This is a genomic window from Kineococcus sp. DHX-1, from assembly GCF_042473625.1.
Lineage (GTDB): Bacteria > Actinomycetota > Actinomycetes > Actinomycetales > Kineococcaceae > Kineococcus.
The window spans coordinates 2,243,791-2,264,278 of sequence record NZ_CP170445.1 but is presented as its reverse complement, the minus strand read 5'-3'; the positions used below and the strand labels follow the sequence as shown (position 1 = coordinate 2,264,278).

Below are 20,488 nucleotides of genomic sequence, written 5' to 3'. Positions count from 1 at the left end.
GCCGTGCAGGGGGTCCCCTCGGTCCCGCTGGACCTGCTGATGGCGCTGCTGCTGGCCGGCATCCGCGCCGCGGCGTTCCTCATGCTGGCCCCGCCGTTCGCCAACAAGGCCGTCAACGGCCGCACCAAGGCGATGCTGTCCGTGGCCATCGCGCTGCCCGTCGCGACCCGCCTGCGCGACTCCGTCCCGCCCGTGGAACCGGGCGCGATCATCACCGCGGCGCTGCAGCAGGCCCTCGTCGGCGTGGTCATGGGCGCGTTCGTCGCGCTGCTGTTCGCCGCCGTCCAGGCCGCCGGCGACATGCTCGACCTGTTCGGCGGTTTCCAGCTCGCCAGCGCCTACGACCCCCTCATGCAGTCCCAGACGGCGATCTTCGGCAAGCTCTACAACTGGACCACCACCGCGCTGCTCGTCGTCTCCGGCGGGCACCTGCTGATCCTGCAGGGTTTCCTGCGCTCCTACGACGTCCTGCCGCTGGACGCCGGGGTCGACACCGGCACCGTCGCGCGCGTCTTCACCTCCGGCGTCACCGAACTCATGCTGTCGGCGCTGCAGATCGCCGCCCCCCTCATCGCCGTGCTGTTCCTCACCGACATCGGCCTCGGCCTGCTGTCCCGCGTCGCCCCCGCCCTCAACGTGTTCGCCATGAGCTTCCCCGTGAAGATCCTCATCGCCCTCACCCTCGGCGGGTTCACCTTCTCCCTGCTGCCCGGCGTCGTCGGCGACCTCGCCGACACCGCCCGCGAGACCGTCGTCCGGATGGTCACCCCCGTGGTGACGAGAGGTGGGGGCGGGTGAGCGGGGAGAAGACCGAGAAGCCGACTCCGAAGAAGCTCAAGGAGGCCCGGGAAGAGGGGAACGTCCCGTTCTCCCGCGACGTGGCCGCCTGGCTGTCCACCGGGGCCGGCGCCGCGACGATCCCGCACACCATCGAGGCCGGCCGGGTCCTGCTGCAGCGCACCATGGGCCGCATCGCCGAGGTCGCCGCCGACCCCGAACCCGCTCGCGCCCTGTCCGTGCTGACCGACACGTTCTCCGGCGTCCCCGCCGTCCTGGGCCCGCTGGCGATCGCCACCGTCCTGTCCGTGGTCGTCGCCGGCGCGGTCCAGGGAACCCTCTACTTCGCGCCCAAGAAGCTCAAGCCGAAGTTCAGCAACCTCAACCCCGTCAACGGCCTCAAGCAGCACTGGGGACCGCAGGCGGTGTGGGAGGCCACCAAGTCGCTGCTGAAGACCATCGTCATCGGCGGCGCCGTCTGGCTCGTGGCCAAGGACCTCGCCCCCCGCCTCGTGGCGCAGGGCGCCATGCCCACGGCCTCCGTGCTGTCCCTCACCGGCTCGGCCGTCATCCGCATGCTGCTGGTGACCATCGTCGTCGGGTTGCTCATCGCCGTCGCCGACTACGCCATGAGCCGGCGCCGCATCATGAAGAAGCTGCGCATGAGCAAGCAGGACATCAAGATGGAGCACAAGAACGCCGAGGGTGACCCCCTGCTCAAGGGCGCCATCCGCTCCAAGCAGATGGCCATGTCCCGCAACCGGATGATGGCCGACGTCGCCAAGGCCGACGTCGTCCTGGTCAACCCCACCCACATCGCCGTCGCCCTGCGCTACGAGCCCGGCACCGGCGCGCCCAAGGTCGTCGCCAAGGGCGCCGGGGCCATCGCCACGAAGATCCGCGAGAAGGCCAAGGAGAACGACGTCCCCCTGGTCAAGGACATCGAGCTGGCCCGGGCCATGTACAAGAGCGTCAAGGTCGGCCAGGAGATCCCGCCGGAGTTCTTCGCCACCGTCGCCAAGGTCCTCGCCTTCGTCATGAGCCTGCGCACCCGCGGCTCCCTGACGGCCTTCGGCGAGGCCCACACCGTCCCGGCCTGACGGTCGAGGTCGCGGAGGTCAAGGTGGGGAGCGCGAGCGCCGATGCCCAGGACGTGGGCCGATCGAGTGAGGCAGCCGGTGCCGAGGGCAGCGCGGTGCCGGGCCGCCGGCTCGAGCACGTCCTGCCCCACCCGGCCCCCCAGCCCGGCGACCTGGACGGCGCCCGCGACCTGCACCTGCGCAGCCGCCGCCGCGCCGACGACCGCGCCGCCGCCGCCGGCGGCACCTCCGTCGGCGTCCGCCTCACCCGGGCCCTGGGCCTCGTCGTCGCCCTCCTGCTGCTCGTGGGGGCCAGCGGCGCCGGCGGCCTGCTCGTCACCGGCTCCTCCCGCACCCGCGAGACCCAGCTGCGCGGTCTCGAGGCGGCCAACGCCACCCTCCAGCTGACCCTCGCCGACGCCGACGCCGCCGTCCGCGACGCCACCACCGGGCACCTGCCGCAGTCCCGCCAGACCTACGACCACGCCGTCCAGGCCCTGCCCGCCCTGCGCGCCCGCGTCCAGTCCCTGCTCACCGACCCGTTGCAGCGCAGCCTGTTCGCCGAACAGTCGGCCCTCATCGACGCCTGGCTGAGGACCACCGACCCCGACCGCGGCGCCGCCGACCTCACCGGCGCCGCCGCGCAGGCGGCCGCCTTCACCGACCTGCGCGACGCCAACACCCGCCTCGACGACCTCGTCCGCCGTCAGCGCCACGACGCCACCAGCACCGAGGCCTGGGTCCGCTACGGCGCGCTGGCCGTCACCGCCCTCACCCTCGCCGCGGCGCTCGCCGTCGTCGCCGGCACCGGCGCCCGCACCCGCCGCGCCCTCGTGGACCCGCTGCGCTCCCTCGTCGACGTCCTGGACGCCCACGGCCGCGGGGACCGCCGCGCCCACGCCGACCCGACGGCCGGACCGGCCGAGGTCCGCAGCGTCGCGCTCGCCGTCAACGACCTCGCCCGCGAGAACGCCCGCCTCCTCGAGGCCGCCGAGCAGTCCGCCCGGCTGCACCGCCTCGCCGGCGACATCGGCCGCCAGGTCCGCGACCAGCTCGTCGCCGAGGACGCCCTGCAGGTCGCCGTCACGCGGCTGGGGGAGGAGCTGCGCGTCGGCCGCGTCTGGGTGCGGATGCTGCAGGACGGGCCCGGACCCGACCGCGCCGGCGGCGTGCGCTCCGGGCTGGGCCCGGTGGCCGGGGAGTGGGCCGCCCCCGCGCTGGCCCCGCTGCGCTCGCTGCCCCGCGGCGACGGGGGCGCCACGCGCGCCTTCGACGACTCCCGCAGCTGGCTGCACGAGCTGCACGCCTCCGGGCAGGTCTACGCCGTCCCCGACACCCGCAGCCTGCGTGGCCGCTCCCCCCTGCTCGACGGGTTCCTGCGCGGCACCGACGCCCGCGCCCTGCTGCTGGTCCCCATCGGCGTCGGCGACTCCCCGCAGGGTCTGCTGACCGTCGTGTGCGGGACGGGACCGCGGGACTGGACCGTCCCAGAGGTCGAGCTGGCCCGCTCCGTGGCGGTGGACCTGTCCCGCGCCCTCGTCCTGGCCGGCCTCTACCGCGCTCAGGAACGGCTGCTGGGGGAGCTGCGCGACGTCGAGTCGGTCAAGTCCGACCTGCTGGCCACCGTCTCGCACGAGCTGCGCACCCCGCTGACCAGCATCTCCGGCTACCTCGAACTCCTGCGCGACGGGGCCGTCGGGGATGTCGGCGAGGACGTCGCCGCGGTCCTGGGCATCGTCGAACGCAACACCGACCGGCTCCGGGCGCTCATCGAGGACCTCCTGCTGCTGTCCCGCGTGGAGTCCGCCCCCACCACCGAGGTCCGCGGCGCCAGCACCGTCGCCGACCTGCTCAGCGGCGTGCTGGCCGCCGTCGCGGCCGGGCCCACCAGCGGCGGCACCGTCCGCTGCACCACCGCGCCCGACGAGCTCACCGGCCTGCGCGTCCCGGGGGAGGCCGAGCACCTGCACCGCGCCCTGCTGGCCGTCGTCGACAACGCGGTGAAGTTCTCCCCGGTCGGCTCCCTCGTGCGCGTCCGCGTCGAACGCCACCCCGCCGACGTCCGGATCGTGGTGCAGGACAACGGGATGGGCATCCCCGCGGCCGAGGTCGCCGGGGTCTTCGGACGCTTCGCCCGCGGGTCCAACGCCGCCGTCCAGCAGGTCCCCGGCACCGGCCTCGGGCTCACCATCGCCCGCGACCTCGTCCGCCTGCACGGCGGCCGCATCGAGCTGGACTCCGTCGAGGGCCAGGGGACGACCGCCACCGTCAGCCTGCCCCTGACCTCCACGCTGACCTCCACTCCGGCCTCCACGCCGGCCCCGCCCCCCGGGACGCCGGCCGACGGGCAGACCGTGGGCGGTGCCTGGTGAGCCCCCTGCGGCACCTCGACCCCTCCCATTCCGACACCCACGCCCACTCCGAGGAGGACGCGCGACGGGCCGCGCTGCGCGCCCACGACCTGCTCGCCGTCCCCGAGACCCCCGACGCCGACCCCGAGCTCGACGCCGTCGTCCGGCTGGCGCTCGCGGTCACCGGCGCGTCCGCGGCCGCTGTCGACCTCCTCGACGCCCACCGCCAGCTGCGGCTCGCCACCACCGGCACGAGCGAGGGGACCGACCCCGCGAGGGGCACCACCGACCGCCGCGAGTCCCTCGCGGCCCGCCTCCACACCGGCCGCCACGCCGCGTCCGACGTGGTGGTCGTCCACGACGCCCGCCGCGACCCGCGCCTGCGGGACAGCAGCTGGGTCGACGGCCGCCTCGACCGGGTCGTCTTCGCCGCCTCCACACCCCTGCGCAGCGCCGAGGGCCACCTGCTCGGCAGCCTCTCCGTCACCGCCGGCACCCCCCGCGACCTCACCGGCGAGCAGGCCGACCGGCTGCGCGACCTCGCCGGACTGGCCGTCGCCGCGCTCGACCGGCGCCGTCGCCGTCAGGTCACCCTCCTCGCCGAGGTCGAGCACCAGCGCGCGCTCCTCACCGCCGCGCTGGCCCGCACCGCGGCGCTGGAGGCGGCGGGGGAGCGGCTGCGCCGCAGCAACGACGAACTCACCCACCTCGCCGCCGTCGCCGGCCACGACCTCGCCGCCCCGCTGACCGCCGTCATCGGCTACCTCGACCTCGTCCTCGACGTCCACCGCGGCGACCTCGGCGCCCAGGGCAGCCAGTGGCTCGGCACCGCCCTGCGCGCCGCCCACCGCATGCAAGGCCTCATCGAGGCCGTGCTCGTGCACTCCCTCGCCGACGGCGAGCGCTGCCACCCCCGCCGCGTCGACGTCCGCGACGTCCTGCGCCACGTCGTGGAGGACCTCGGGACCTCCTGCGCCGCAGCCCGGATCGGCTACACCGAGGTCCCCGCCCCCGGTGGCACCCTCGACCCCCAGGCGGACCCCGTCCTGCTGCGCCAGCTCCTGCAGAACCTCCTCGCCAACGCCGTCCGCCACCGCCGCCCCGACCGGCCCTGCCGCATCGAGGTCACCGTCACCGCCCTGCCCGCCGGGGGCTGGGAGCTCGCGGTCGCCGACAACGGCCACGGCATCCCCGCCGACCAGCGCGACCGCGTCTTCGCAATGTTCACCTCCGGACCCGCCCCCGGCGGGCACGGCATCGGCCTGGCCACCTGCCGGCGCATCGTCACCCGCCACGGCGGGTCCATCACCGCCGAGCCGACCCCCGGCGGCGGCGCCACCCTGCGCGCCACCTTCTTCCCCGCCAACCCCCCAGCCCCTCCCACCTGAGCCCACGGGTGGGCCGACCGGGTGGGCCGGCGCCGTCGGCCTCAAGACCGCGCCACGCGCGCCGATGGGCCGCAGACACCCGCACCACCCCAGAACACCCCCGCACCGAAGACCCGACCCCTTCCAGGTCCAGGAGGACCCCGTGGCACGAGTGCTCGTCGTCGAGGACGACCCGGACATCCGCCAGCTCGTCGAGCTGCGCCTGCGCGGCCTCGGACACCGCGTCGTGTCCGCCCCGTCCGGCGCCGAGGCGCTCGCGGTCATCGCCGAACGCGGTGCCCCCGAGGTCGTCGTCCTCGACGTCGCCATGCCGGGCATGACCGGCCTGGAAGTCCTGCGGACGCTGCGCGCCCAGCCCGAGACCGCCGACCTGCCCGCCATCTTCCTGTCCGCCCGCGTGCGGCCCGAGGACATCGCCGCGGGGGAGGAGCTCGGGGCCGTCTACCTGACCAAGCCCTTCGTCGTCAGCGCGCTCGCCGGCGCCATCGACAAGGCGCTGCAGGCCGAAGCCCACGCCGCCGGCGGCTGGTGACCCCCCAGCACCACACGCACCACAGCGCTCCCCGAGCCCCGTCCGCCACCCGGCCGACGGGGCTCGTCGCGTTCCCCCCGGCCCGGCCCCGGCCCGGCACCGTCCGGGCGGGTGCGTCCGAGCGGGTGACTCAAGCCCGGGCCCCGGAGTGCCGAAGGAGGCAGTGGCCAGGACGGCCGCAGCAGGCCACGGACCGGCCGCTGGACGAGGGACACCCGAACGGGTGCCCCGCGCGAACCAAGGCGGTGCAGTGCGACTTCGCAACCTCCCCCAGCTGGCGATCCCCGCGGGGGTCGTCGGCATCGTCCTGCTGCTCGTCGTGCCCCTGCCGGCGGCCCTGCTGGACTTCCTCATCGCGCTGAACATCACGCTGTCGCTCGTCGCGCTGCTGGTCACGATGTTCGTCAAGCGTCCCCTGGACTTCTCCGTCTTCCCGGCGCTGATCCTCGTCCTGACGCTCTTCCGCCTCGGCCTGAACGTCGCCTCCACCCGCCTGGTGCTGTCCAACGGCTACGCGGGCAAGGTCATCGAGGCCTTCGGGCACTTCGTCATCTCGGGCTCGCTGGTGATCGGGATGGTGATCTTCCTCATCCTGGTCGTCATCCAGTTCGTCGTCATCACCAAGGGTGCCGAGCGCGTCGCCGAGGTCGGCGCCCGCTTCACCCTGGACGCGATGCCCGGCAAGCAGATGGCCATCGACGCCGACCTGAACGCCGGCCTCATCGACGAGGCCGAGGCGCGCCAGCGCCGGGCCGACGTCACCGCCGAGGCCGACTTCTACGGCGCCATGGACGGTGGGTCGAAGTTCGTCAAGGGCGACGCCATCGCCGGCATCGTCATCGTGATGATCAACCTCATCGGCGGGTTCGCCATCGGGATGCTCCAGCACGGTCTGGGCCCCGCGGAGTCGATCAACAAGTACGCCCTGCTGAGCATCGGTGACGGCCTCGTCTCCCAGGTGCCGGCCCTGCTGCTGTCGGTCGCCACCGGCCTCATCGTCACCCGCTCCACCGGGACCGGGGACATGGGCGGGGAAGCCATCCGCCAGCTCGGCCAGCAGAAGATGGCCTTCCAGATCGCCGGCGGCGCCATGCTCGTCCTGGCGCTCATCCCGAGCATGCCCAAGCTGCCCTTCCTCGTCATCGGCGGGCTCGCCGTCTTCGCCTCCACGCGGATCGCCAAGCGCGACAAGCAGACCGCCCGCGACGCGGCCCTGGCCGAACTGGCCCCCGCGCCCCACAACCCCAACGAGGCCGCGGAGAACCTGCTCGAGGAGATGCGGGTCGACCCGCTCGAGGTCGTCCTGGCCCCCGACCTCGTCGACCTCGTCGACACCTCCGGCGGCGGCGACCTGCTCGAACGCGTCCGCGCCCTGCGCCGCAAGATCGCCCTCGAACTCGGCCTCGTCGTGCCCCCGGTCCGCACCCGCGACTCCCTGGACCTGCCGATGTCGACCTACGCGGTCCGCATCTCCGGTGTCGAGGTCGCCCGCGGCACCGCACCGCCCGGTCAGGTCCTGGCCCTCGGCGACAACCTCGACGGCCTGCCCGGCCGGGCGACGGTCGAGCCGGTGTTCGGCCTGGCCGGCAAGTGGATCCCCGCCGAGCTGCGCCACCAGGCCCAGCTCATGGGGGCCACGGTCGTCGACCGCGCCAGCGTGCTCATCACCCACCTCGGCGAGCTCGTCCGCACCCACGCCCCGCGCCTGCTGTCCCGCGAGGACGTCCGCTCGCTCACCGAGGCGCTCAAGCGCACCCACCCCGCCGTCGTCGACGAGCTCACCCCCGCCGTCCTCACCCTCGGGGAGGTCCAGCGGGTCCTGCAGGCCATGCTCGACGAGGCCGTCCCGATCCGGGACCTCGCCCGCATCTTCGAGGCGCTCTCGCTGCGCGCCAAGGCCGGCAGCGACCTCGACGGGCTCGTGGAGGCCTCCCGCCGGGCCCTGGGCCCGGCCGTGGCCGCCGTGCACGAGCAGGACGGCACCCTGCACGTCATCACGCTCGACCCCGTCCTGGAGCAGCAGCTCGCCGAGTCCCTGCGCCCCGGGGAGCACGGCGCCAGCCTGGCCCTGGACGCGCGCACCGCCGAGCACCTGGTGACCTCCTCAAGTTCCTGCATGGAACGTGCCGAAGGGCAGGGCATCAGCGCGGTGCTCGTCTGCGCACCCCCTCTGCGCGCCCCCCTGCGCCGCCTCCTGAAGGTGGCGGTGGGCCGCCTGCACGTCCTGTCCTACGACGACGTGAGCAACCACCCCCGGATCGAGACGGTTGGATCGGTGAGCGGTGTCCATGCACTTGCTTCTTGAAGGCTCTGACCTGGGCGACCTCCTCGCGGAGGTCCGCACCCAGCACGGCCCGGCGGCCCGCGTCGTCCGCGCCGAGCGCATCCGTTCCGGCGGCGTGGCCGGCTTCTTCAGCAAGGAACGCTACGAGGTGACCGTCGAGATGGACGGCGCCGGAGGGGACGACGAGACCCACGTGAGCCACGCCGACGACCAGGCCCCCGCCGCGGGACCGGCCCCCGAGGGCCTGCAGGTGGAGGAGCGCGAGGCCCTCGACTTCGAGGCCCTGCTCGCCGCCGCCGACGCCGCCGAGACGGCCGCCGGCGCCGCTCCCGCCCCCGTGCCCACTCCCGCTCCCGTGGTCGCCGACGACACCGTCGCCGCGGAGGACTTCGAGTCCGCCCGGGCCGGGCTGCTCGAGGTGCTGCGCGCCTCCCAGCAGGGGGCGTCCACCGAGGCCCCGCAGACCGGGCTCAAGGAATCCGCCGCGGATGCCGAGGACCGGGGTGTGATCGCGCAAACGGGTGACGACCAGCACGCTGCGTCGACCGGCTTCGCCCACCCGGACGAGGCCGCCGACCAGGCGGACGAGGCCTACGCGGCGCTCGCCGCCGACCTGGCCGACGAGCTGGCCGACGAGCAGCTCGACGAGCAGGTCGACGACCTGGCCGACAGCGGAGCCGACGAGCAGGCCGACGAGCTGACCGACGAGGAGGCCGCCGTGGCGGCCTTCGAGGCCGAGCTGCTCGAGCAGGCCCGCGCCGAGATCGAGCGCGCCGAGCTGGAGCGTGCCGAGGTCGAACGGGTCGCCCGCGAGCGCGAGGCCACCGCACGTGCCGCCGCCGAACGAGCCCTGGAAGAGGAGCGGATGCAGCAGTTGGAGATGGAGCGCCGGGAGGCCGAGCGCGCCGAGCACGCCCGCCGCGAGGCGGTCCGCGAGCAGGAGGTGCGCCGCGAGGCGGTCCGCGCGGACGTCCGGCGCCGGCAGGCCGAGCGCGTCAGCGCTCCGCGCCCCCAGGCCCAGGTCCCGGTGCGCGTCCCGGCGCAGGCGCCGGCCCGTTCGCTCGGCGAGGTCCTCGCCGCGGCGGACGCCGCGGACGGCACCGACCGCCTCGGCGCGATGTTCGCCGCCGGGCAGGGGGAGGCCGCCCCGCAGCAGCGCGCGGCCCGCCCGCACCGGCCGATCTCGACCGAGAGCGACTCCTTCGCCCGGACCCTGGCCTCGATGCGCCAGGGCGCCACGCGAACCCCTGCGACTGGAGTAACGGGTGATGTACGCTCCGTTACCACGCCGGTGCGTTCCGTTCGTCCCCGTCCGGGACACCCCGACGCTCGACCCGCTCGCACCCCGGAGGAACGCGTGTCCGATCAGTTCGGGACCACGAACGGCGCCACCCGCGAGGGTCGCGGTCCGGCCCGCCGTCCGGAGTTGCGCCGCCCGGCCGCCGTCGAGGACCAGTTCGCCGACCAGTTCGGTGACCAGTTCGGCGACCGGTTCGAGGTCGAGCGCCCCGTCGAGCGGCCCGTGGACCGGGCCGCCGACCGCGGTGACCGCCGCGGTGACTGGGCCCACGACTACGACCAGCTCGAGCAGCAGGTCGCTGCGCAGTCCTACTACGAGCAGGACTCCTACGAGAAGGGTTTCGAACCCGGCTACGAGCGCCAGGACGAGCGTCCGGCCCGCAGCTACCAGCCCGCCCCCCGCGCCGCCGAGCGCGTGGAACGGGCCACTGACCGAGCGGTGAACCGCGATGGGGACGACAACGAGGCGATGACCATGGATCTGACTTACCGTGAACCCGTGACCACCTACAGCGACCGTTCCGGTGCGTCCCGCATGGCCTACCGCGAGCCGCAGGACACCGGCGACGTGCTGCGCCTGGCGCGCGACATCGACGTGCCCGCGCCGCTGCGCGTCGGTGCCGGCGAGCTCGTCGTCGTCATCGGTGAGGCCGACGCCGTCGTGGCGGCCGCCCTCCTGGTCGCCGACGAGGTCGGCTCCGAGGCCCCGCTGGTCCTCGGCCGCGCCGACGTCCAGAACACGGTCACCGCCGACGAGCTGCCGGCCCGCCAGGACCAGGCCCGCCGCTGGAGCGCGCCCCTGACGGTCGCCATCCCGGCTCGCCCGACCGGGGCCGACGCCGAGCGCGCCGCCCGCATGGCCGCCGAGATCGGTGCCGCCTCCGTGGTCGTGTGCGTCGACGCCACCCGTCGCAGCCACGCCGTCGCGAGCCTGCTGCGCGCCCTCGACGGTGTCGGGCTGCCCGCCCGCCGCCTGGCCGTGCACCGCGCCGCCGAGAGCCCGGACCCGCTGGACGTCCTGTCCCTGGACGTCCCGGTCGGCTTCCTCGACGGTCGTCCCGCCACCTCCGGTGCGTGGGCGGGTCTGCTGCTGGACGCCGCCGGCGACCACAACCTGCGCTGACGGCCCCCGGACGATGGCCCGACGCACCCCGGCAGGGGCCGAGCTCACCCGCTCGGCTCCTGCGCACTGGCCCGGTCTGAACGACCGGGTGTGGGTCGAGGTGCAGATGCCGGACAGCTTCGGCGGGGAGACCATCCGGATCCCCACCCGGATCGAGGACGCGCACGACGGCACGCTCGTCGTGGCCGCGCCCAGCTTCCGCGGCGACCTGCACGTCGTCGCCCCCGGCCTGCCGGTGGCGGTCAGCTGGGCCGGCCAACGCGGGCAGTCCCGGCAGGACTTCCTGATCGCCGAGGTCGTCCGGCGCCGCGTGCCCGCCTGGGACCTGGTGCCCTGCAGCGACGTCGTCGTGGAGCAGCGGCGCCGGTACGCCCGCGTCCCGGCCTCCGGGAGCGTGCACCTGACCCCCGTCCCCGGCGACCCGCTCGCCGCGGAGGTCGACCCGCAGGACCCCGTCGAGGAACCGGCCGTGTCGGCCCGGCTCGTCGACCTGTCCGAGGGCGGGTCGGCCCTGTCCGTGCCGGCCGGCACCTGGTTGCGGTTGGGCCGGCTGGCCCGTCTGTCCTTCGACCTCGAAGGTTTCCCCGTCCACCAGGAGGGTCAGGTCGTGCGCAGCCTGACCTCCCTGGAGGCCGACCGGCTCGAGGTCGTCGTGGCCTTCGCCGAGCCCGTCGCCGCCGCGGACCGGCTGCGCCGCTACGTCATGCAGACCCAGATCAGGCAACGCCGTGGAGGAGACCGATGACCGCGATCGTGCTGGCCGTCAGCCTGCTGCTGGCCGGACCCTCGATCCTGGCCGTGGCCCAGGGCACCGGGGAGGTCGACACGGCGCTGCTGCACCTCGTGCTCGCCCTCGTCGTCACCTCCGTCGCCGGCCAGGTCGTGCGCACGGTCGTGCGCGGCTACCAGGACCAGGCCGACCGCACCCCGGCCGTGGCCCCCGAGACCGACCAGCAGCCCGGCCGACGGCGCGACGACCGCTGAGCCACCGGCCGCCCGGCCGTCACCGCCCGTCCCCGGTCCGCCCGGGGGCGGGCGGTTCGGCGTCCCGGAGATGTCACTCGAACGACATGGCTGACCACGCGTCGTCACCTACACTGGTCGCATGCTGGTCCTGACCCGCAAGGCCGGGGAATCCGTCGTCATCGGCGACGAGGTCGTCGTGCGCGTCCTCGAGGTCCGGGGGGACGTGGTCCGGGTCGGGATCGACGCCCCGCGCGACGTGCAGGTGCACCGGCAGGAGGTGTACGAGGCGGTGCGCGAGGCGAACATCGCCGCCTCCACCGCCTCCGAGGAGGCGATCACGGCCCTGCAGGGCATCGTGCGGCGCGCCGGGGCGGTCGGCCCCACCCCGTGAGCACCGGGCGTCGATGACCTCATCGACGCCCCCTCTGGGTCGCCCTGAACGTTTCACCTGATCGAGCGATCACGCTCAAGCCGCCGCGCGACCCCACCGACACCTCATGCAGGTACCCGGTGGAACAGGAGGCGGGCGGTGACGACGACGACGACGACCACGACCAGCAGCACGCACACGCACCCGGGTGCGCTGTCGGCGGCCGCGGGCTGGGACGAGGCGCTGGACCTGGCCGGGGTGGCCCTCGCGGTGCTGGACCCCGCCGGGCACGTCGCCGCGGCCACGGCCGCGTACTGCCGCCTCACCGGTCGCGAGGCGTCCTCGGTGCCGGGCACCCTCGTCCTGGACTGGTGGGGCAGCACGCCCGACACCAACTCCGCCGGCGACCCCGGCGCCCCGTCCCTCGGCCCGGCCCCCTCGGTCTCCGCCGTGCTGGCGGCCGTCGCGGCCGGTGGCGTGCACCTCGACGTCGAGCTGCACGGGGAGACCTCGGGTCCCCAGGAGGGTCGTCAGGACGGTCGGCAGGGCGGTCGGCGGGGTGTGCTGCGCGTCGAGGTCACCGGGCACGCCGGCGGTGGGGCCGTCCTGCTGCTGCGCGACGTGACGGCCGAGGTCGCCGAGCGCACGTCCCTGCGGACCCGGCTGGCCCAGCAGGAGGCCGTCATGTCGGCCTCCCCGGACACCATCTACCGGCTGCACCTGGGCACCGGCCACGTCGAGTGGACCAACAGCGGTGGCGCCTGCCTGCTCGGCCTGCCCGCCGTCGACGACCTCGTCGCGGCCGACCTGGTCCACCCCGACGACGCGTCGGGCGTCGAGCGCGCCGTCGAGACGCTGCGCGCGGCCGCGCCCGGCGAGATCGTCGAGTGCACCTACCGCGTCGTCGACACCTGGGGGGAGGAGCGCTGGGTCCACACGCGTTCCACCGTCACCGACCTCGACGCCGCGGGGCGGGCCCTGCACGCCGTCGGCATCGCCCAGGACCTGACCGAGACGATCACGACCATGGACGCCCTCGCCGGCTCCGAGCGGCGCTTCCACGAGGTGTTCGCGCGCGGCCCGGTCGGGATGCTCATCTTCGGTCTGGAGGGGTGGATCAGCGAGGTCAACGACGCGCTGTGCACCCTGCTCGAACGCGACACCGCCGAGCTCGTCGGCGCCGCGGCCGCCGAGCTGCTCGAACCGGCCGCGGGGGAGCGGGCCAGCGCGCAGGAGCGCGACGAGCTCGCCCAGGCGCACGCGCAGCTGCAGGCCCTGATCGACGGCAGCGCCGAGGTCGCGCACCGCGAGCGCCGCTTCGACCTGCCCAGCGGCCGGACCGTCTGGGCGCAGGTGACGCTGTCGCTGACCTCGTCCAGCACGGGTGAGCCGGCGTTCCTCGCCTTCGTCGAGGACGTCACCGCCCGCAAGCGCGAGGCCGAGCAGCTCGAGCACGCCGCGCTGCACGACCCGCTGACGGGTCTGCCGAACCGCGCCAAGGCCGAGGACCAGCTCGGCTCGGCGCTGGCCCGCACCCAGCGCCGCGGCGGCGGGTGCGCCGTCCTGTTCGTCGACCTCGACCACTTCAAGGACGTCAACGACACCCTGGGCCACGCGGCCGGTGACCACCTGCTGCGCGACGTCGCGGACCGGTTGCGCGGGCTGCTGCGCACCGGGGACACGGCTGCGCGCATCGGTGGCGACGAGTTCGTGCTGGTCTGCGAGGACGTCGCCGACGCCCAGGCCCTGTCGGCCATCGCCGAGCGGGTCTGCGAGCGCATCACGATCCCCGTCGACCTCGGCGCGCGCACCGTCACGGTCACCGCCAGCGTCGGCGCGGCGCGCACCGACGGCAGCCTGGGCCCCGACGAGCTGCTCCGGGCCGCCGACCGGGCCATGTACCGGGCCAAGGCCGCGGGCCGGGCCTGCTGGCGCGCCGCCTGAGCCCGGCCGGGGTCGACGCGCTGCGCCGTCCGGGTGGCTCGGCACGGCGGGTGACCAAGCTCACCCCCCGAACGGCCGTACCGGACGTGCCGTGACCGCGGGGGCCTGGCTAGCCTGGTCCCGACCCGCCACCGACTGGTGAGGACAGCGTCGTCTGCGGTTCGAAGTACAGGCACGGTCCGCACCCACAGGAGGTACGCCATGGACGAGAACACCACCGACGCCCGCGTCATCGACGTCCGCGAGAGCGAGCTGACCACGGTCGCGAACCCGCGCCGCACCCAGCTCTGAGGCGCTCGCGCCGAGGTCAGGAGGCCGGTCCCCGTCCGGGGGCCGGCCTCCTGCGTTCCCGGGCGGTGCCGCCCCCGCAGGTCAGGGGCGGTCCAGGATCCCCGCGCGGTACCAGTGGTGCCACAGCTCGTACCCGCTGTCGCCGGTCACCCACGGGACGGGGGAGTCCTCCGGGGTGGCGGCCGGGGCCAGCGGATGCCCACCGGCCAGCAGCTGCTCGGCGGGGGTGAGCCGCCGGATGCCCACTCCGGCGACCCGCTCAGGGGCGGCGGAGAGGAACTCGGCGTAGGTCGAGGGGTCGTGCTGGCCGTCGTCGCCGACCAGGAGCCAGCGCACCTGCGGCAGCTCCCGCGCCAGCCGGGCCAGGGACTCGCGCTTGTGGGCGGTGCCGTCGCGGAACCACCCGGTGTTGGTCGGTCCCCAGTCCGTCAGCAGCATCGGCCCGGCCGGGTAGCCGAACCTGCGCAGGAACCGTCCCAGCGTCGGGGCGACGTTCCACGCGCCCGTCGACAGGTACACGACCGGCCCGCCGGGGTTCTCCGCGACGACCTGCCGGTACAGCTCGGCCATGCCGTTGACCGGCACCCGCGCGCGCTCGTCCAGGACGAAGGAGTTCCACGCCGCCACCAGCGGACGCGGCAACCGGGTCACGACGACGGTGTCGTCGATGTCGGACAGCAGTCCCACGACCGGGTCCGGGCCGACGACGACGACCTCGGCGGTCCCGCTGTGCCGCAACGCGTTCTGCGGGGGGAGTTCCGCGCCGCCCTCGGTGTCGTCCTCGACCAGCTCCACGTCGGGCGGCAGCAGGTCGTCCGGGTCGAGCAGGTCCGGGCCGACGGTCAGGACGACCTCGTGCCGGCCCGGCGGCAGGTCCACCTCGACGCGTTCGTCGAGGTAGCCCTCGCGGTTGGTCCGCAGCACCCGCTCGTGTCCGCCGATGCGGACCGTCACCTGCGCCCCGGCGACCGGGACGGTGAGGAAGTTGCGCCAGCCCCGCACGCTGCGGACGCCGTCGCGGCCGGTCTCCTCGGCGGTGTCCTCCCGGCCCAGCAGGACCCGGCCGAAGACGCGCACCCAGCCGGGACCGCCGTAGCCGGGGTAGGCCAGGGCCCGGGCGTGGTAGCCGCGGCGGCGCAGCCGGGAGCCCACCAGCCCCTTGACGGCGTCCTCCACGCGCGCGGCGCGGTGCAGCGTGTGCTCCCCGGGCCGGGGCGTGAGGTCACCGCGCAGCTCCTCGAGGTCGCGGCGCGCCTCCTCCACGCGACGTGCCGCCCGGGCGCGCCGCTGCCCGCGGGTCAGAGCCGGCCCCTTGATCACGGGACGACCCTAACGGGACCCGAACCCACCGGCGAGGCGGTCGAAGCCCTCGTCGAGCGGGACCCGCGGCGACCACCCCAGCCGCTGCCGCGTGCGGGCGATGTCGAACCAGTGCGCCGTGGACAGCTGCTCGGCCAGGAACCGCGTCATGGGCGGCTCGTCGGGTAGCCCGAACCGCGTCCACACGCGCTCCACGACGCTGCCCGCGGCCTTCGCCACCGCCGAGGGGACCCGGCGCGTCGGCGCGGGCACGCCCGCTGCGGCGCAGATGCGGCCGAACACCTCGGCGACCGTGCGGGGTTCACCGTTGGTCACGACGAACGCCTCGCCGTGCACGCCGTCGTCGGTGCAACGGTCCAGGGCCGCCACGAGCGCGTCCACGGCGTTGTCGACGTACGTGGTGTCGATGAGCGCGGTCCCGTCGTCCAGCAGCGGCAGCCGTCCGGCGCGGGCGCGGTCGGCGATGCGCTGCACGAGCTGGGTGTCCCCGGGGCCGAGCACGATGTGGGGGCGCACGGCGCACACGGCGAAGGTCGGGGAGTCCGCCGCCAGCGCCATCAGCTCGGCCTGCGCCTTCGTCTGCGCGTACGACCCGTGCGCGGCCGCCGGGTCGGCCGGGGTGGTGCCCACGCCGACGAGCGCGGAGCCGGCGTGCGCGACGGAGGGGGAGGACACCATGACGAACCGGGACACCCCCGCGGCGCGGGCCGCGGTGAGCAGGTTCGCCGTGCCGTCGACGTTGGTGGCGACGTACTCCGGGTGCGGGCCGGTCACCGAGACCTTCGCGGCGAGGTGGACGACGGCCTCGACCCCCTCGACGGCGCGCGCGCAGGCGGCCGGGTCGGTGACCGAGCCGAGGACCTCGCTGAACCCGGCCCCGGCGGTGCGCCGCTGCAGGACACGCACGTCGTCGCCGCGGGCGGCCAGGGCCCGCGCGGTCTCGCGGCCCAGCATCCCGCTGGCACCCGTCACGAGGACCTTCACGCCAGTGCTCCCGCCCGCTCGCCCGCCAGGACCCGCTCGGCCCACGACGACACCTTCGCCCGGTCGATCTTGGAGTTGTGCCGCACGTCCGTCGGCAGCGCCGGGACGAGCAGGACGGCCACCAGGTTGCGGCCCGTGGCCTCCCGGACCGCCTGCGACAGCACCGGATCGGCGACGGTGGTGCGCTTCACGCCCGGCCCCACCGCGGCGTCGGGTTCGGCCACGACGACGAGCTGGCGGGCCGCGCGCGGCCCGATGCCGACGAGCGCGGCCCGCGCGATCCCGGTGACGGTCTCGGCCCGCTGCTCCACCCCGACGGGCGTGACGACCTCCTCGGCCGTGGTCACGACGTGCGCGAGGCGACCCTCGATCCAGACCAGACCGCGGTCGTCGAGGTGCCCCACGTCGCCCGTGCGGTGCCAGCGGCCCGCCCGAACCGACCCCAGCAGGGTCGGCGAGGGCCGCACGTCCACGGAGGCGGCCTGCGTCGCCCACAGCTGGTCGTAACGCTCCTTGACGTGCTCCCCGCCGACGACGACCTCGCCCACGACGCCGGCGGTCGTCACGAGGTCGGTGCCGGCGCGGCCGTCGGCGTCCAGCGGCGCGACGGCCACGGTGACGCCCTCGACGGGCCGGCCCACGCAGATGCCCTCGCCCGCACCGGCTTCGAGGATGTCCGAGAGGCCCACGTCGGTCGCCGGCAGCACCTCCGTCGCCCCGTACGGGGTCCGGGGATCGGCCAGCGGCATGAGCTCGCGCACCCGCTCCAGCAGCGGGGTCGGCACCGGCGCCCCGGCCGACAGCAGCGTCCGCACCCGCGCCAGCGCCGCGCGCTGGGACGTCGTCAGGTCGCCGGCGGTGGCCAGCACGTTGACGACGGCGGCGGGGGACAGGAACGCCGACGTCGCCCCGGCCGCCTCGACGGCGTCGGCCAGCGCCGCGGCGCTGAGCGTCGCGGGCTTCGTGACGTCCATCGCCGGGACCACGCACGTCGCGCCGAGGGCCGGCCCGAACAGCGCGAACGGGGCGAACGCCGACACCAGCGGCTGCCCGGGCCCGATCCGGATGACCGACCCCATCGCCCGCGCCAGCTGCGAGAGCTGACCGTGGGTGTAGACGACACCCTTCGCCGGGCCCGTCGAGCCCGAGGTGAACAGCACCGCCGCCTCGGCGTCGGCGTCCGGTTCGGCCGGCAGCTCGAACCCGGCGGCCAGCCGCGCAGCCCCGGCCCGGGCCACGTCGACCAGGTCCCCGACCGACACGCGCCGGCCCGGCCAGCGCAGCACCCGCGCCGCCAGCAGCGCCCTCGGCACCCCGACGACCCAGTCGACGCCCGCACCCGTCACCGCGCGGGACAGGCCGCGCACGCCCAGACCGGCGTCCGCGACGACCGCGACCGCACCGATCCGCAGCAGCGCGTACAGCGCCGCCGTCAGGTCCGCCCCGGGCGGCACCAGCAACGAGACCCGTTGTCCCGGTTGCACTCCCTGCAGGACGAACCCGGCCGCGAGCTCGCGCGTGCGGCGGTCCAGCTCGCCCCACGAGGTGGTCCTGGGTGTGGTCCCGCCGCCGCGTCCGGTGGGCATCTCCACCACTGCGGGCGTCCCGGCGACCTGCGGGTCGCCCGCCCGCTCGCCCAGTGCCGCCCACAACCGCGCGGACCCCGCCTCCGGGGCGCCCTGCGGAGCCTGCGGGGCGGGGGTCGGGTGCAGCACCCGCTCGTCCAGCCACCGCAGCACGACGTCGGCGAACGCCGGGTCCTCCGGCACCAGGTGCGAGGCGTGCGCGAAGCGGTGCACGTCCGCGTGCGGTACCCGCGCGCGCCAGTCCCGCAGGAACCACTCACCGAACACCGGGTCCCGCGGACCCCACGCCACCAGCGTCGGGACCCCGGCCGCCGCCAGCCGGCCCACGCCCTGCGTCACCTCGTCCAGCGCCGCACGGCTGGGGTGCCCGGACCCGACCGGGACGTCGGCGACGAACGCGTCGATCCCGGCCCGCTCACCCACCGTCCCGTAGGGGGAGCGGTACGCCGCCTTCACCGCCGCCGGCAGCGCCGGACGCGGCAGCGCCAGCGTCGTGCGCAGGAACGCGTCCGAGCGCGACGTCACGAACGAGCGGACCCCCGGCGCCAGCACCGCAGACAGCACCCCCGGGGCCCCCGCGTCCGCGGGCCAGCTCGCCGCGGTGTTGGCCACGACCAGACCCGCCAACCGGATCCGCGACCCACCACCGTGCCGGCCCTCGCGCCGCCCCAGCTCCGCCGCCGCCCAGCCCGAGACGACGATCCCGCCCCAGTCCTGACCGACCGCCACCACCGGGCCGGACAGCTGCAGGGCGTCCACCAGCCCCGACAGGTCCCGCACCCGCTCACCCAGGCGCCGCGCCGCACCCGTGCGCTCGGAGAAGCCCATCTCCAGCTGGTCCACCGCCACGACGCGCCACCCCAGCTGCACCGCCGACGCCGCCGACGCCAGCCCCCGCCACAAGTACGACCACGTCGGGTTGCCGTGCACGCACAGCAACGTCCCGATCGCCTCGCCCTCGGGGGCGGTGTCCAGCACGTGCCACGTCCGGACCGCGCCGGAGTGGTCCACCGCGTCCACCAACCGCGACCACCGCGGGTCCCACCCCGGCAGGTCCGGGGCCGGCGTCACCGCGGGCAGAACAGCGAGACGGCGTCCGCTCACCACGCCAGCTCGAGCATCGCCGTGTTCAGGCCCGACCCCACGCCCATGGCGATGACCTTGTCGCCGGCGGAGAACTCCGGCGCCGAGGCCGCCAGCGTCATCGGCAGCGAGATCGGCCCCACGTTGCCCCACGTCGGGAACGTCATCGGCACCTTCGCCGGGTCCACCCCGATCCGCTCGACCAGCGTCTGGGTGTGCACGCGCGAGATCTGGTGGATGACGAACTTCTTCGCGTCCCGCCACCCCCACAGCGCGTCCCCGGCCTCGAAGGCGTCCGAGACGATCTCGATGCCCTCGGTCAGCATCAACTTGGCGTCCGTGCGCATGTGGTTCATGTCCCCGATGCACAGCTCGTGGTGCGCCGTGCCCGCCCGCGAGACGCCCCCGACGATGCGGTGGCCCTCCGGGTGCTCGTCCGCACGCCCGATGACCGCCGCCGCCGCACCGCACCCCAGCGTCATCGTCGCGAACTCGTTGAGGAAGTCCTTGCGGGTGATCCCGTCGCGCTGCAGCCGGGAGATCGTGCCCTCGTGCATCGAGCGCACGTCCTCCGCGCCCAGCACCACGGCGTACCGGATCATCCCCGCGTCGATCATCGCCGACGCGACCTGCACCCCGTTCACCCACGCCAGGCACGCGTTGGCGATGTCGAAGTTCAGCGCCGACGTCGGCAGGTCCATCCCGTGGTGCACGCTCGTGGCCACCGCGGGCTCCAGGTGCGGACGCGTCACCGTCGTGGAGATGACCATCCCCACCTCCGAGGCGTCCACCCCGGCCTCCGACAGCGCCTTCGCCCCGCACTCCGCCGCCACGTCCGAGGCGCGCTGACCCGGCGCCCACCAGCGGCGCTCCTGCACCCCGGCGACCTTCTCCAGCAGGCCCGGCCGCAACCGCAGCCGTTCCAGCGTCGGCGCCAGGACCTCGTCGAAGTACGACGACGGGACCACCGTCGGCGCCTCCACGTGCGAGATCGACAGCAACGCCGCGTTCGCCGGCGCGAACGTCGAGTTCCCCTGGAAGGGAGACCCCACGCTGTGCGCGGGGGCAGCCTCGGTGCTGGAAGGGTCGAACAAGGGCTTCCCCGATCTGG

Annotated in this window: 15 protein-coding genes; 11 read left to right on the top strand and 4 right to left on the bottom strand. The window is 75.1% G+C overall.

Features of this window, described 5'->3' with window-relative positions; genetic code table 11:
• Positions 1 to 3: 3 nt before the first annotated feature.
• From ACFEMC_RS10950 to ACFEMC_RS10900, 11 genes are all read left to right on the top strand, one after another.
• The gene (locus ACFEMC_RS10950) at positions 4 to 798 is read left to right on the top strand and encodes a flagellar biosynthetic protein FliR (protein ID WP_380176261.1); all 795 of its coding nucleotides are present in this window, start codon (positions 4 to 6) and stop codon (positions 796 to 798) included.
• On the top strand, positions 795 to 1,877 hold the full coding sequence (locus ACFEMC_RS10945) for a flagellar biosynthesis protein FlhB (RefSeq protein ID WP_380176259.1): 1,083 nt from the start codon (positions 795 to 797) through the stop codon (positions 1,875 to 1,877). Before ACFEMC_RS10950 ends, ACFEMC_RS10945 begins: the two co-directional genes overlap by 4 nt.
• A gap of 53 nt (positions 1,878 to 1,930) precedes the next feature.
• Entirely contained in the window at positions 1,931 to 4,228 is a 2,298-nt protein-coding gene (locus ACFEMC_RS10940) for an ATP-binding protein (protein WP_380176257.1), read from the top strand.
• Entirely contained in the window at positions 4,225 to 5,595 is a 1,371-nt protein-coding gene (locus tag ACFEMC_RS10935; RefSeq protein WP_380176255.1) for an ATP-binding protein, read from the top strand. Before ACFEMC_RS10940 ends, ACFEMC_RS10935 begins: the two co-directional genes overlap by 4 nt.
• Before the next feature lie 142 nt (positions 5,596 to 5,737).
• Positions 5,738 to 6,127 (top strand): response regulator, encoded by a 390-nt coding sequence (locus tag ACFEMC_RS10930; protein WP_380176253.1) that lies wholly within the window; start codon positions 5,738 to 5,740, stop codon positions 6,125 to 6,127.
• A 250-nt stretch (positions 6,128 to 6,377) separates the two neighbouring features.
• Entirely contained in the window at positions 6,378 to 8,432 is a 2,055-nt protein-coding gene (flhA, locus tag ACFEMC_RS10925) for a flagellar biosynthesis protein FlhA (RefSeq protein WP_380176251.1), read from the top strand.
• Positions 8,410 to 10,833 (top strand): hypothetical protein, encoded by a 2,424-nt coding sequence (locus ACFEMC_RS10920; protein WP_380176249.1) that lies wholly within the window; start codon positions 8,410 to 8,412, stop codon positions 10,831 to 10,833. The genes flhA and ACFEMC_RS10920 overlap by 23 nt, the downstream gene beginning before the upstream one ends.
• Before the next feature lie 13 nt (positions 10,834 to 10,846).
• Positions 10,847 to 11,578 carry a PilZ domain-containing protein gene (locus tag ACFEMC_RS10915; RefSeq protein WP_380176247.1) on the top strand — a complete coding sequence of 244 codons (732 nt, stop codon included), beginning with the start codon at positions 10,847 to 10,849 and terminating at the stop codon, positions 11,576 to 11,578.
• Positions 11,575 to 11,817 carry a hypothetical protein gene (locus tag ACFEMC_RS10910; RefSeq protein WP_380176245.1) on the top strand — a complete coding sequence of 81 codons (243 nt, stop codon included), beginning with the start codon at positions 11,575 to 11,577 and terminating at the stop codon, positions 11,815 to 11,817. The genes ACFEMC_RS10915 and ACFEMC_RS10910 overlap by 4 nt, the downstream gene beginning before the upstream one ends.
• 121 nt (positions 11,818 to 11,938) lie before the next feature.
• Positions 11,939 to 12,190 (top strand): carbon storage regulator CsrA, encoded by a 252-nt coding sequence (gene csrA, locus ACFEMC_RS10905; protein WP_380176243.1) that lies wholly within the window; start codon positions 11,939 to 11,941, stop codon positions 12,188 to 12,190.
• A gap of 138 nt (positions 12,191 to 12,328) precedes the next feature.
• Positions 12,329 to 14,113 (top strand): diguanylate cyclase domain-containing protein, encoded by a 1,785-nt coding sequence (locus ACFEMC_RS10900; RefSeq protein WP_380176241.1) that lies wholly within the window; start codon positions 12,329 to 12,331, stop codon positions 14,111 to 14,113.
• A gap of 372 nt (positions 14,114 to 14,485) precedes the next feature.
• Here ACFEMC_RS10900 and ACFEMC_RS10895 read toward each other — a convergent pair whose 3' ends face one another.
• The 4 genes from ACFEMC_RS10895 to ACFEMC_RS10880 form a co-directional block, all read right to left on the bottom strand.
• Entirely contained in the window at positions 14,486 to 15,637 is a 1,152-nt protein-coding gene (locus ACFEMC_RS10895) for an App1 family protein (protein WP_380176729.1), read from the bottom strand.
• A gap of 96 nt (positions 15,638 to 15,733) precedes the next feature.
• A complete protein-coding gene (locus ACFEMC_RS10890; protein ID WP_380176239.1) occupies positions 15,734 to 16,708 on the bottom strand; it encodes an NAD-dependent epimerase/dehydratase family protein in 975 nt (324 codons plus the stop codon).
• Positions 16,705 to 19,398 carry an alpha/beta fold hydrolase gene (locus ACFEMC_RS10885; RefSeq protein ID WP_380176237.1) on the bottom strand — a complete coding sequence of 898 codons (2,694 nt, stop codon included), beginning with the start codon at positions 19,396 to 19,398 and terminating at the stop codon, positions 16,705 to 16,707. Before ACFEMC_RS10885 ends, ACFEMC_RS10890 begins: the two co-directional genes overlap by 4 nt.
• Complete coding sequence (locus ACFEMC_RS10880) at positions 19,395 to 20,429, bottom strand: 3-oxoacyl-ACP synthase III (RefSeq protein ID WP_380176235.1); 1,035 nt, start codon at positions 20,427 to 20,429, stop codon at positions 19,395 to 19,397. Before ACFEMC_RS10880 ends, ACFEMC_RS10885 begins: the two co-directional genes overlap by 4 nt.
• Positions 20,430 to 20,488 lie beyond the last annotated feature (59 nt).

What these genes read in the sequence shown, in the direction of transcription:
- ACFEMC_RS10915 (WP_380176247.1), top strand. Translation starts at nt 10,847, where the DNA reads ATGGCCCGACGCACCCCGGCAGGGGCCGAGCTCACCCGCTCGGCTCCT.
- ACFEMC_RS10910 (WP_380176245.1), top strand. Translation starts at nt 11,575, where the DNA reads ATGACCGCGATCGTGCTGGCCGTCAGCCTGCTGCTGGCCGGACCCTCG.
- csrA (WP_380176243.1), top strand. Translation starts at nt 11,939, where the DNA reads ATGCTGGTCCTGACCCGCAAGGCCGGGGAATCCGTCGTCATCGGCGAC.